This is a genomic window from Flavobacterium sp. T50_26 (genome assembly GCF_057652995.1).
The window spans coordinates 23104-35775 of the sequence record NZ_JBYFCC010000013.1 but is presented as its reverse complement, the minus strand read 5'-3'; the positions used below and the strand labels follow the sequence as shown (position 1 = coordinate 35775).

16 protein-coding genes are annotated in these 12672 nt (G+C 34.0%); 6 read left to right on the top strand and 10 right to left on the bottom strand.

What is annotated here, in order from left to right; genetic code table 11:
- Positions 1–225: 225 nt before the first annotated feature.
- From AC23MC_RS09410 to AC23MC_RS09395, 4 genes are all read right to left on the bottom strand, one after another.
- Positions 226–801 (bottom strand): tyrosine-type recombinase/integrase, encoded by a 576-nt coding sequence (locus tag AC23MC_RS09410; protein ID WP_487568121.1) that lies wholly within the window; start codon positions 799–801, stop codon positions 226–228.
- A gap of 386 nt (positions 802–1187) precedes the next feature.
- Positions 1188–1490, bottom strand: coding sequence for a hypothetical protein (locus AC23MC_RS09405; protein WP_487568122.1), 303 nt, complete (start codon positions 1488–1490; stop codon positions 1188–1190).
- 9 nt (positions 1491–1499) lie between these two features.
- Complete coding sequence (locus AC23MC_RS09400) at positions 1500–2153, bottom strand: hypothetical protein (protein ID WP_487568123.1); 654 nt, start codon at positions 2151–2153, stop codon at positions 1500–1502.
- A gap of 22 nt (positions 2154–2175) precedes the next feature.
- Entirely contained in the window at positions 2176–2322 is a 147-nt protein-coding gene (locus tag AC23MC_RS09395; RefSeq protein ID WP_487568124.1) for a hypothetical protein, read from the bottom strand.
- Between the two features lie 99 nt (positions 2323–2421).
- On the opposite strand from AC23MC_RS09395, the gene AC23MC_RS09390 reads away from it, so the two are divergent.
- Positions 2422–2667, top strand: a complete 246-nt coding sequence (locus AC23MC_RS09390; protein ID WP_487568125.1) for a helix-turn-helix domain-containing protein — start codon at positions 2422–2424, stop codon at positions 2665–2667.
- Here the strand turns inward: AC23MC_RS09390 and AC23MC_RS09385 are convergent.
- On the bottom strand, positions 2664–2813 hold the full coding sequence (locus AC23MC_RS09385; protein ID WP_487568126.1) for a hypothetical protein: 150 nt from the start codon (positions 2811–2813) through the stop codon (positions 2664–2666). The genes AC23MC_RS09390 and AC23MC_RS09385 overlap by 4 nt on opposite strands.
- An 816-nt stretch (positions 2814–3629) precedes the next feature.
- Here AC23MC_RS09385 and AC23MC_RS09380 point away from each other — a divergent pair.
- Positions 3630–4406: a hypothetical protein gene (locus tag AC23MC_RS09380; protein WP_487568127.1), complete on the top strand. Its 777-nt coding sequence runs from the start codon at positions 3630–3632 to the stop codon at positions 4404–4406.
- Between the two features lie 162 nt (positions 4407–4568).
- Here AC23MC_RS09380 and AC23MC_RS09375 read toward each other — a convergent pair whose 3' ends face one another.
- Together AC23MC_RS09375 and AC23MC_RS09370 are read right to left on the bottom strand one after the other, a co-directional pair.
- A complete protein-coding gene (locus tag AC23MC_RS09375) occupies positions 4569–4943 on the bottom strand; it encodes a hypothetical protein (RefSeq protein ID WP_487568128.1) in 375 nt (124 codons plus the stop codon).
- 2 nt (positions 4944–4945) lie between these two features.
- On the bottom strand, positions 4946–6880 hold the full coding sequence (locus AC23MC_RS09370; RefSeq protein ID WP_487568129.1) for an RHS repeat-associated core domain-containing protein: 1935 nt from the start codon (positions 6878–6880) through the stop codon (positions 4946–4948).
- 348 nt (positions 6881–7228) lie between these two features.
- Between AC23MC_RS09370 and AC23MC_RS09365 the strand changes: the two genes are divergently transcribed.
- Entirely contained in the window at positions 7229–7621 is a 393-nt protein-coding gene (locus AC23MC_RS09365; protein ID WP_487568130.1) for a helix-turn-helix domain-containing protein, read from the top strand.
- A gap of 181 nt (positions 7622–7802) precedes the next feature.
- Here AC23MC_RS09365 and AC23MC_RS09360 read toward each other — a convergent pair whose 3' ends face one another.
- The 3 genes from AC23MC_RS09360 to purN form a co-directional block, all read right to left on the bottom strand.
- On the bottom strand, positions 7803–8288 hold the full coding sequence (locus tag AC23MC_RS09360) for a hypothetical protein (RefSeq protein WP_487568131.1): 486 nt from the start codon (positions 8286–8288) through the stop codon (positions 7803–7805).
- A gap of 712 nt (positions 8289–9000) precedes the next feature.
- Positions 9001–9480 (bottom strand): ribonuclease HI, encoded by a 480-nt coding sequence (gene rnhA / locus AC23MC_RS09355; protein WP_487568132.1) that lies wholly within the window; start codon positions 9478–9480, stop codon positions 9001–9003.
- 26 nt (positions 9481–9506) lie between these two features.
- Positions 9507–10076, bottom strand: coding sequence for a phosphoribosylglycinamide formyltransferase (gene purN / locus AC23MC_RS09350; protein WP_487568133.1), 570 nt, complete (start codon positions 10074–10076; stop codon positions 9507–9509).
- Between the two features lie 175 nt (positions 10077–10251).
- Here purN and AC23MC_RS09345 point away from each other — a divergent pair, with 175 nt between their 5' ends.
- From AC23MC_RS09345 to rnc, 3 genes are all read left to right on the top strand, one after another.
- A complete protein-coding gene (locus AC23MC_RS09345) occupies positions 10252–10488 on the top strand; it encodes an acyl carrier protein (RefSeq protein ID WP_007137004.1) in 237 nt (78 codons plus the stop codon).
- 175 nt (positions 10489–10663) lie between these two features.
- The gene (gene fabF / locus AC23MC_RS09340; RefSeq protein WP_487568134.1) at positions 10664–11917 is read left to right on the top strand and encodes a beta-ketoacyl-ACP synthase II; all 1254 of its coding nucleotides are present in this window, start codon (positions 10664–10666) and stop codon (positions 11915–11917) included.
- A gap of 6 nt (positions 11918–11923) precedes the next feature.
- The gene (rnc, locus tag AC23MC_RS09335; protein WP_487568135.1) at positions 11924–12670 is read left to right on the top strand and encodes a ribonuclease III; all 747 of its coding nucleotides are present in this window, start codon (positions 11924–11926) and stop codon (positions 12668–12670) included.
- Positions 12671–12672: the final 2 nt, after the last annotated feature.

The window sequence follows — 12672 nt, the reverse complement described above, 5'->3', positions numbered from 1 at the left end:
ATTCAATTTCCCGAATTTGCAAATTCGAAAAATCGTAACTACTTGATTTTGATAAATATAAAACAATATTTTCTTTTTTTGAGCAAATATAAAACAAGCTTTTCTTTTCATTTTTTTAAGTAACTGTTAATCATTATTTTAATGAAAAAGTCACTTTTTAGTTTTATACCAATTTTTCGATTGTTAATTTTTTGTTAATTTTTTAAATGCCCTTTAAAGAGCAACCTAAACACTAAGGTAAAGGTTGCTTATTTCAGATTCTCTAATCCCTAAATATATCTTGGTGGTTGTTACCGATGTATGGTTAAATAATTGAGAAAGCAATAATAAAGCTTGGTCACTGTACTTGTTTACTTCCCATACACGTCTCCCTAGTGTTTTTCTCATAAAGTGACTGGAATACTGACCCTTTATTTTATAGGTTGAGAAAAGTTCTTTGAGTTTACTATTCACATATTGAACGCTAAAAGGTTTATCACCGAATCGGTTTACAAACATCAAATCATTTTCGTTAGCTTCCATTTGAATAAACAAACGGTTTATGATTTTTTGTAGTTCTGGATTGATTGTAACTTTTCTAGTCTTTTTAGTTTTCTTCTCAACGATGGTAAAATAATCTTGGTTTAAAATCTGATTCCAACGTAATTGGAGCAAATCGGAAATTCTAAGACCAATATAACTACCTGTTGCAATGAGCAACGCAAATTTTAATTCGTTATCTCTCTCCAGTTTTAAAACTAGGCTTTGCATCTTTTCCCACTCTAAAAAATCCGATGTTGTTTTTTGTCCTTTAAGTGCCATTTTTTACGATTTTAGTTTCACTTTTATTACTTTATTATACTTTCTGAAAGTGGTCGTTTTTCCAACCTTTGTAAACCCTTGATTTTACTGGGTTATTTCACTTCGTATTGAAAGTGAAACAAAGATAATATCCTGGAAATCAATAAACAAGAAAAAATAAGAAAATCCTGGCAAATAATTTTTACGGCATAAAAAAACGAAGCATTTGCCTCGTTTTATTTTATCCTATTATCATTTGCTTTTTATAACTGGTACTACCACATGTACAACCAGTGAAGCTACACTTTTGACAAGTTATTTTATTACATTTTGAACATTGTTTGGCTCGGTCTCCTTTTTTGGTGTTTCCACATGAGCAACTTGGTATTTTATCCATAGTTAAGTATTTAATTGGTGAAAAATAAAATGCTAATGATTATTAAAACTACCATGTGAAAACCAACAATATAAGTGTATGGCTTTTCCTCTTTATTCTTTTGGTCAAATGCTCCCTTGAAATCTATTTCATTTATTGCATTAAATTTCTGCTCTTGATGAGGTAGAATAAATTTAACAAAAATGATTACCGAACCAATGCATAAAAGCCAAACATAAAACCAGTAACTGGTATCGGGGATTTTCATTATCCTTTGAGCTAGTACTCCAACTGCAAAGGGAAAAACAAGATAGAAAAAATGTTTTGCGTTCATTTAGATAGTTTATAATTGCGTTACTGTTCCCTGTAAAACAACGGAATCATCATTTAGAACATATTCACCGTTATAGTTGCGATGTACTTTATATGTTACTTCCTGTGCGTTTGTTCCAACTATAAATTCGATGAGGTCATAAGGTTGAATAGTAGAATTTAGTTGTAGTTGATATTCAATTTTGGGGTGACCAACCTCATAATCTGAAATCGTAGTAAAAGAATTCAAATGTTGGTATAAAATTATCTTTATTTGATTTGGTAATTCGTTGTTGGTTGGTGCGATAAGTCTAAGGCAAACACGGGATTCATTTTTAACCACTGCGTACCATTTTTGATTTGTGTAAGTGGTGTTATTATAATTTATAGTTCTAAATTTCCAATAGACATCATCAGTCGGGTCGTCTGGAGTACCACCATTGTAATTATATGACCCAAAAACAGGTTTGCCTAAAAAATCTGAATTCGGGTCTTCGCTCACAATTGCGTAATCAATAGTTGGATTATCTGGTTGAACTGTTGGAGTGGCAATAAATTGTATATCAAATTGAGAGCTTTCTAATCCTGTTGGTGTTGGAGGGTTTTCATTGCTATTGTCACTGGAACAAGAACCGAGCGAGAAAAATAAAAAGCTCATGGATAATGAAAATAGTTTTCTATTCATTTTTTAAAATATTATTTGGTAATTAAATTGATTTAGCTCCACCAGTTCGGTAGTTAGGATTCATTTTTCTAGCGGTTAAAAGTGCACTGGAGGCATTGCTAGCAAAAACTCGGGTTTGAGTTTTAAGTCCACCGCCTTTAGGGTAAAGGTCAACAATCCATTCTTTCATAATTGCGTATTAGATAAGCAAATATACAAAATTGCGGGTAAAAACCCGCAACAAAATATAGCTTTTATTTATAAAGCCACTGCATTTTTGTAATACAATATGCAAAAAGAGCTTGACGATATTAAAAAAGAATTGGTGAACCGAATACGAATAGTTTTCGTGCGGGATTTTGATGGTAATAACCGAAAGTTTGCCAAAAAGGTTGGATGCAATGAAAAAACTATAAGGATGTTGTTTGGTGATAATCAAGGAATGACTATAAACCTTTTATTCAAAATTTGTTCAGCAATAGATATTACACCTAGTGAACTACTAAACGGGTTGGAATTAAAAAAAGAGAGTTAACCTCTCTTTTCTTTAATTAAATCGATGATTTCCTGAGCTTGTTTTTTGCTGACTTTTCCCAAATCAATTGTGATTGGAAGTTTAGCTTTTGTCTCTGGTAGAGCCAGTAAAATTTTGATTTGTTTAACGGTTAATTTTAGTTTCATAATTCTCTTTATTAATAAATAGCACCAGTAGAGACTTCTATTTTTTTTACTGAAAAATTTTTGAAAAATTTTTTTAACCTATCTGAATGTGAGCAACATCAATTAAAAATTAACTGCTTTGTAAGACGGGATACGCCAAATCAAGTCAACCTAAAATCTAAATATTCTAATCAAACAGGGGGGTAGGGGTGGTAGTCAATCTATCTTAAAACTCAATTGCACCTGTAAAACATGGCGTTAGCGAAGTATTTCGAATTAATAGAACGTGCTAATCATAAGGCAAATGAATAATAAAAATGGCAGTTTATCAGCTATTTCAAGGCAATTATTGAGTGCTTTTTAACTTATTGGATAACATGAGGTAATCAAATTATACTAGCGAGGCAATTATTCAATGGCAGGTACGCAATTTAAAAGTTCTCTCATTATAAGATTATATATTAGATTAAATAATAAGAAAAATAATAGTTATATAATAGTATTTGTATTATAAGGTAATTATAAAATTACCTCGCTACTAAATGTATTTTTAAGTGTTCTATTTTTTTTCTTTTCAAAGTATAATCCAACTTAAATAGGTTTACAACCAGAGACACGAGGCAACTTTTAAATTGCCTAGCTAAGGTTATTAAATAAAATTGGAAAAACTATTCCAAGAAACTTGACTTATTCAACTAGTTTTCGTATAATAAACAAAACAGTTTTATAAAGGGGTTTGCTGACGGGTTGCAATCGTCAGCTTCCGTTACCCCAACAAAAAAAAACGGAGCATAAATAATCGCCAAATTGGTGAAAGAGAATAACGGAATATCTTAAATGAAATTTACTTCCTTGAATGATGCTTTTGAAAAAGGCTTCATCAAATCATTACCATGTCTAACTAGACTTGATTTAACAGCCAATGAAATAAAAATTATTGAATTGGTTTTATCCTTTACAAGAAACGGTAACGCTTTTTACATGAATTATACTGACATAGCAGAAAATTTGGTGCTAAACAATACACCAAGCAAAGCTAAAATAGTTGGCAATATCATAAAAAGCCTTAAAAAGAAAGGCTACATTACAACAAACCAAATACATAATTATAATGGTAAAAATGGCGGGTCATCAACGGTAATAACCGTTAATGAAAACTTTTTGGAACAACTACTTTTAGCGGTTTTCAATACTGAATTACCAAGCGTTGTAGAAAAAGAAAACACAGCTGTAGAACCTGTTTTAACAGCCAATAAAGAACCAACAAACCCCAATCAGGAATTTCTTGATGAATTGGAAGAAATGGACTTACAACAAACGGCTGTTGCTTTTGATGAGGTTATACCAATCTTTCAAGATAGTAAACCAGAGCAAAATGAACTTAGTGATAGAATACCAGAGTTTGAAATTTTGGAACTGGATTTATCACCAATGGATGAGGTAGGGTTTACATCTCATTTGAAAAAAGTTATTAGATTAGATTTCATGAGTTCATTAAAACTATCTCTACAAATGCTAATTGATAATCGTCAAAAATGGGAACTTGGCAAACTTAAAGAAGGTTTAACCCATTTGATTGATGAACAAAAAAATAGAATGGTGATGAAAACCTAATTGACCAAATAGTACATTTGATAAAGCAATTTTTTAAATCTAAAAAGGCAAACGATTACGCTTGCCTTTTGGGTTTAGATTTTATTTTAGGAGTGATTTATAAATGGTTAAATTGTGATTTTTGGAGCATCACTAACTTTGGAACATAACCAATTACTTACTCTATTTTCTGTTTAGCTTTGAATAATTTAAAGTTTCAATTAACTTACCTTTTCTATAATGTTCTAAAATTAAACTCCCTTTGTGTTTTGAAATAGAATCACCTACTTTAAAATAATTTTCCCATTCCGCTTCTACTTGAAACTCACATTTATTTGTTTTTAAAATCATTATGTTATGATTCATTTTTTGTCTATAAATAGAATCAACCTTGCCTGAACAATTATCATCAATTACATAATCCAAATATCTTTCTTTAGCTGTTCTTTTGTCAGAAATATAGTCAAAAAAAACATATCCAAACAAAAAAATCATAGGAATTGCCATAACCGATACTACGATTATTTTTTCTCTTCTGCTTATGTTACAGTTTTTCATTTTTATAATGTTTTTGTAGTGCCAAATGAATACATAACGCCAGCACCCCAACTACCGCCTGGCCCCATTCCTGATTGTTCAACTTTATAACCATTTCTCGTTTTCCCAAAATTAGCTGGATTCATTTTGTCAGTTGCATGTAAGCTATTGTCTATAGAACCTCCAGCAGTCCAAGAAGCATCAAAAACAGGTGTACTGCCTCCACCTGTAATACTACTTGATGTGCCTGAGAAGTCGTCTGTAACAAATTGGTTATCTCCCGATGGGTTTATTTTGCCTGCTGATAATCCTGTAAATAAACCTATGCCCATATTACCGTTAAAATTAATAAAGAAATCTGTATTTCCTACTGAGTCATTTACTAAACCTATTTGAACCCCAAAACCACCGATCAAGGCACCATCAAATCCTAATGAGACAAAACTACCTCCTGTTTGTTTTGGTTTAAAAACAGAACCTGCTTTATTATTAAAAGTTTTATTAGAATTTGTAGATAAAGTCTCTCCATCCTTCGTTACAGAACCATCGCTATTTAATTTTACTTCATCAAGAATTTCATTTCCTTGCATAGATTTAACAACAAGACTTTCGCCTTTATAAGCATCTTCACTTCCGTAAAATTCTTTCGCAGTTTCTTTACTTGTAACCCTTTCATCGTATTTGTAAGTATCTCCATCTTTGACCCAATCATCTCCCGCTATTGCCTGCATTCCATCAGGGTCAATAAAATAAACAGGATTGTTATAAGCGTAATTATATGGATTCCATCGTCGCGAATTCTCCGCCAAAGGGTCAATATTCATCCACCTACCAATCGCAGGGTCATAATTTCTAGCTCCGTAGTCGTAAAAGTTAAGCCCCAACTCATCTTGCCACTCCTTCCCATTATACTTATAATCATAAACCGTTTCATTAGTCGGAGTAATCACAATACCACCTGTGCTTTCTAACTTTTCATACGATTTTTTGGTCATATTATAATTTCGGTGCTTTAAACCAAAAGGATAATAGTTGTTTTCTTCTAAAATGGTAAGAACGTTGGTGGCTGGGTCTTTGGTATAACTCAACCGGATATTGCCAAGGTGGTCTGTGTAATTATAAATATAACGAAAAACTCCCGTAGTACTAGGTGAACCATTTGAACGTTCTCCTGTTACATCCTTTACATATCCTTCGGCATGGGGAAAGAATTCTAACGTATTGTTGAGATACTGAAAACCACTTAAATAATCGGTCGTTTGAACAGATGTGCCTTCCGTTACAATCTTTCTAACCTTTACACCACTGGCGTTGTAAATATATTGAATATTTCCTGACGTTCCAAAGGTGATTTGGGTGGGTAAGTTTAAATGATTGTATTTAATTAATGTAATCCCCTTGTTTTTGTCTACCGTCATGTTGCCATAGGCATCGTAAGAATAATCATTGCCTGTATTAACGCCGTCTTTAAAACCGTTGGGGTTATCTGTCTGATCATCTACTTTTACCAACTGATTTGGACTAGTAGGGTTGTAGGAATAAACCAAATCGTCTATCGTTAAGTTCTGTATCAAATCATCATACTCTCCGTTACGTTGCAAACGGGTAATGTTTCCGTTTTTATCATAATTTATAGTCTCGTCATAACTTCCGGTATTATAAATTGAGGCCAAAGGTTTGGTGTAAGAAGCAAATAAAAGCCGATTAAGATCGTCATAAACAAAGCCATATTTTCGTTGTGTATCATCACTGGCTGTCCGCCAATAAGCTTGTGCTATGTTGCCGTTGTATAGCGAAGTGCAACCATATTCCGGGTCTTCTACTGTGTTATAATTAAGCTTAAAAGCAAATAAATCCTGCGGGTCACTGCCACTTTGCAGTCCTACCACATCATTGATGGATTTTAACCAACCGCGGATGTTGTAATGGTAGTCTACTTTTTTAAAAAATTTCTCCATCACTAACTTTGATACACGTGGTGTTATTTTTCTTCATTGCATTCGTTTTAAGCCATTTTCAAATGTAAAAAAGACGAACACTATGGCTCGTCTTTTTGTTTTAATTTTTATTATAATATTGATTTACAAATGTTTAAATTGTGATTTTTGGTTCATCACTAATTATGGAACATTACCTAATTAATAACCTTTCTCTTCATCACGAGCAGTAAGGACACTCATAAAATAGCAGATTAGTGATTAATCAATAAAACAAGCTTGTAAACAACCAATCCTTTTTGTTTTTTACCACTCATTTTTGCATTTTTGCATACACAAAATATCAAATCATTTTTATATATTTGACTTATGAATACAACAGCCAAACCAAAACACATCGGGCGGAACATTAGCCGCATTCGTGAACTCCGTGGCATGAAGCAAGAAGCTTTAGCCATCGCTATTGGAGTAAGTCAACAAACAATTTCGAACATTGAAGCTAGTGAAATTGTGGAAGACGATAAATTAGAACTAATTGCAAAAGAATTAGGAGTATCAACAGAAGCTATCAAGAATTTTAGTGAAGAAAACGTCATTAATTATTTCAATACATTTAACGACACCAATAACAGCGGTGCTTTTAATTTCGGCACAAACAATTGCACTTTTAACCCTCTAGACAAAGTTGTAGAACTATACGAACGCCTAGTCCAAGCAGAAAAAGACAAAGTAACTTATCTGGAAAAATTAGTAAACAAATAACCTCCAATTTTTTCAAATAATCAAAAAATGCCTTCCCTTCGGAAGGCATTTTTTTTATTACCAACAGTAAAGTGAAGCAAATAAAATATCCTTTGTTAAAAAATTTAAATAAAAAAATCTTATCCATCACCCCCAGACAACAGACATACCAAAAAAAAAAGCGACCCGTAGGTCGCTTCTATTAAACTACATCCAAAATATGGAGCACATTAAACTTACCATCATTCAAAGGATACTGAATACCATTCACTTCTTGCGTAAATTCAATCAAAAACTGAAAAAACTGTATACCTCCTCCAACCGGAACACCGGCGGGTTCAATCTCTGGTGAACTAACAGTCAAATCCAATGGTAAATTAACTTCCGGACTGTAGCTGATAGCAGTCGCACCGGTGTCAAAATCCAGTTTCAAAAAAGCCGTCATAAAAGTAACATGAGTCGCATTAATAGGATAAACCAACATCTCCTGTGGAACCAAATCCACAATCGTAACTTTACCCGTAGCAACATCAAAAACATAAGGAGCCTGAAGAACTGTTCTAAAATGCGAACGACTGTTAAAATCAAAACCTTTCAAAAAAGACTTACCTGCAACAGTACCAATACCCCCATAAACAGAACGCTCACCTCGAACAGAAACAGCATCTTCATTTTTCACCTTGTTCATAACATGCATTAAACGTCGCAACAATTTACCATCATAAGCCTTGCGAATCAAAACCGCAGTCGAATGTCTAAGCAAAGCATTGCAACGAGATACATTCGCAAACTCCTTTATATTCTCACGAGTCCGCCTAAAAGCCGGATCGTTCAACACACGTTGGCGACTTACACCACCCTTTCGACGAACACGAAAACTGTCGCCATCCCTGTAGAAGGTTACATTATCTAACGTCCCCTCAATCTTAAAAATACCGCTTTGTCTAGCCATAATAAAAAAATTTAGATTAATAAGATACAAAGCTAGATACCATCCAAAAGGACCACAAATCACCGTTGTCACTTTTGTCACAAAATGACATAAAATGACCAATTTGTCCTATTTTGTCATCACCATTTCAACTATTTTAAGTATTTTTCTTATAAAGGTAAAGGATAAGCCGGAGAGATTAGCAAAAGGCAATTAGATAGAAGCAAAGACAAAACAAAGCAAAAAAGGATGCAACCCCAACGATTCACCGAGGATACTCCGACAATATTCCGACTTTAGTCTGACAGTTGTCAGACGAATAAGTCTTTATAAATGAAAAAATTGTAGTGATAATTCAAAGAATAAAAAACCAACGTAACAACTGAAAAAATCCGGCTCAGCAAAGTCAGCTAAATAGATCAATAGTCAGCAAACTTGTCAAGTTTTTGCAGAAAAAACATTCATTGTCTCAAAACAACTTCCCCTCCTCCTTTTCATAAAACGCATCCACCGATAAATTCGGCAAATTCGAAGCATAAACTGCCAACTCATCACAACGTTCGTTTTGTGGATGACTATTGTGCCCTTTTACCCATTTAAAATCAACTTTATGCTTACGGTAGATTTTTAGAAAACGCAGCCACAAATCAGGATTTTTCTTTCCGGTGAAACCTTTCTTTTCCCATTGAAAAACCCATCTTTTTTCTACAGCATCCACTACATATTTTGAATCCGAAGTAACTAAAACAGTCGTATTTGGATTTTTTAGTTTTTCTAATCCAACAATCACGGCCAATAATTCCATGCGGTTGTTGGTGGTATAGCGAAAGCCTTCGTAGAATTCTTTTTTATAGGTGGAACCCACTAACTCGATGACCACGCCATAACCACCAGGACCTGGGTTTCCTTTGGCTGCTCCGTCGGTGTAGATGTGGATTTGGTGGGACATAATTTTTCGGGTTTGAAAGTTGCGGGTTACGGGTTACGGGTTAAAAGTTGATCGATTACTTGTGGAAAAAAACGGTGTTCGAGTTCGTGAACTTTGGTTGCCACTTCTTGGGACGTTGTGCAATCTGAAATTGACGTTTTCTCTTGTAGGATTATCCTTCCTTCGTCATACTGCTCATTAACAAAATGAATGGTGATTCCGGTTTCGGTTTCTTTATTATCCAAAACGGCTTGATGCACATGCTTGCCATACATTCCTTTTCCGCCATACTTTGGCAACAAAGCGGGATGAATATTTATAATTTTGTTGGGGAATTCTTTGATGATGTGCTCCGGAAACTTCAACAAAAATCCGGCTAACACAATTAAATCGGGTTTAAAGTCATTTAATTTAGAAAGCACAACATCGCCGTAAAGCTCGTCTTTATTGAAGGAAACTGTATGAACATTCAAATTGTTTGCTTTTTCTAAAACTTTGGCATTAGAATTGTTTGAAAACACAGCGACTACCGATTTTGAGGTATTATTTTTGAAATATTGAATGATGTTTTCCGCATTGGAACCCGTTCCTGAGGCAAAAATCACGATGTTCTTCATGTTTCCTGTAATTTTTATTACGCAAAAAAACAAAAAAGAAACGAGAATTTATAGGGTTTAAGCTTCTATTGTCAAATATATTTTTTAAATTCGTAGTCAGATTTATTAACTAAAATGTTGTATTAAAATAAAGTTTTTTATTTTTGCCAACAATTAAACTAAAATTTAAAAGATTATGTCAGACATTGCATCAAGAGTAAAAGCGATTATCGTAGACAAATTAGGTGTTGACGAAAACGAAGTTGTAACAGAAGCAAGCTTCACAAACGATTTAGGGGCTGATTCATTAGACACTGTTGAGCTAATTATGGAGTTCGAGAAAGAATTTGATATTCAAATTCCAGACGACCAAGCTGAAAACATTGCTACTGTAGGTCAAGCTATTTCTTACATCGAAGAAGCTAAAAAATAATAACTAAAAACATCCCGTTCTGCTCATCCGGAACGGGTGTTATTATTTTTACTAAAACTAATTTATTGATTGTCATTCAATCACACACATACAGAAAAAAACACCCCTGATTTTTAATTTTCAATAAATTTCAGGGTTTTTTTGTTTATATTCGTACTCACAAATAAGCATTAAAATGGAGTTAAAAAGAGTCGTGGTTACCGGTTTAGGAGCCTTAACACCCATAGGAAATAACATTGAAGAATATTGGAATGCACTAATTAACGGCGTTAGTGGTGCTGCACCAATTACTTATTATGACACTGAAAAACACAAAACAAAGTTTGCTTGCGAAGTAAAGAATTTCAATGTAGAACAATTTATTGATCGCAAAGAAGCTCGAAGAATGGATAAATTTGCTCAATATGCCATTGTTGCCAGTGACGAAGCCATCTTAGATGCCGGTATTACTGCAGACAACGTTGACAAACATAGAGTTGGTGTCATTTGGGGTGCAGGAATTGGAGGATTAGAAACTTTTCAAGAAGAAGTTTTATACTATGCCAAAGGCGACGGAACACCAAAATTTAATCCGTTTTTTATCCCAAAAATGATTGCTGATATTGCTCCCGCTCATATTTCGATGAAAAATGGATTTATGGGACCAAATTATACTACTGTTTCTGCCTGTGCTTCTTCGGCAAATGCGATGATTGATGCGTTTAACTATATCCGATTAGGATTGTGTGATGTCATTATTTCAGGAGGTTCTGAAGCCGCTGTTACTATTGCAGGAATGGGCGGTTTTAATTCGATGCACGCATTATCAACCCGAAACGAAAGTCCGGAAACCGCCTCAAGACCTTTTGATGCAACCCGTGATGGATTTGTGCTAGGCGAAGGTGCCGGTGCTTTAGTTTTAGAAGAATATGAGCATGCAAAAGCTCGTGGAGCAAAAATTTATTGCGAAGTTGGTGGTGGCGGAATGTCATCTGATGCTTATCACTTAACCGCTCCTCATCCGGAAGGACTTGGCGTTATTGCTGTAATGAAAAATTGTTTGCGTGATGCTAATATGAAGCCAGAAGAGATTGATCACATCAATACACATGGAACTTCAACTCCGTTGGGCGATGTAGCTGAATTAAAAGCGATTAGCGTTGTGTTTGGCGAGCATGCTAAAAACATCAACATCAATTCTACCAAGTCAATGACTGGGCATTTGCTTGGTGCTGCAGGTGGAATTGAGGCGATTGCTTCCATCTTAGCCATCAAACACGGAATTATTCCACCAACTATAAATCATTCTGTGGTGGATGAAAACATTAATCCTGAGTTAAATCTCACACTAAATAAAGCTCAGAAAAGAGATATTAAAGTAGCTATGAGCAACACTTTTGGTTTTGGTGGTCACAACGCTTGTGTTTTGTTTAAAAAAATGGAGGAATAATTCTCAATGAACGTTTTTAAAAAAATATTTACCAAAAATTCCCGTCCTCTCGAAGGCGGGATTTTTTTTGAAGCAATTCATAAAATACTTGGATTTAAACCAAATAACTTAGAGTTTTATCAAAAAGCATTTACACATAGGTCTTCCAACAAATTAGACATAAAAGGAAATCCTATAAATTATGAACGAATGGAATTTTTAGGTGATGCCATGTTGAGTGCTGTAATTGCCGGACATTTGTTTAAAGAAGTTCCTTCCGGAGATGAAGGCTACCTAACTAAAATGCGTTCTAAAATTGTAAGTCGTGAACATTTAAACGAATTGGGCCGCGATTTAAATCTTATTCAATTAGTAGACAGTAAAGTTCCCTCGCAGCATTTTGGCGATAATATACACGGTAATATTTTTGAAGCATTAGTTGGAGCAATATTTTTAGATAAAGGATATCCGTATTGCGAAAAATTTATCTATAAAAGAGTCATTGTTCCTTATGTAGACATTGCTAAATTGGAAGGAAAAGTTATCAGTTACAAAAGCTTAGTAATCGAATGGTGCCAAAAAGAAAAAAAGCCCTTTCATTTTGATATTTTTGATGATAATGGCAATGATAGCCAACGTTATTTTGGTGTAAAATTGAGTATCGATAACAAGATAATTGCCAAGGCAAGAGCCACTTCAAAAAAGAAAGCAGAAGAAATTGCTTCCAAACGTGCGTTTTTCGCTTTTCAAGAAAAAATGGACAAAAAATTATAGAA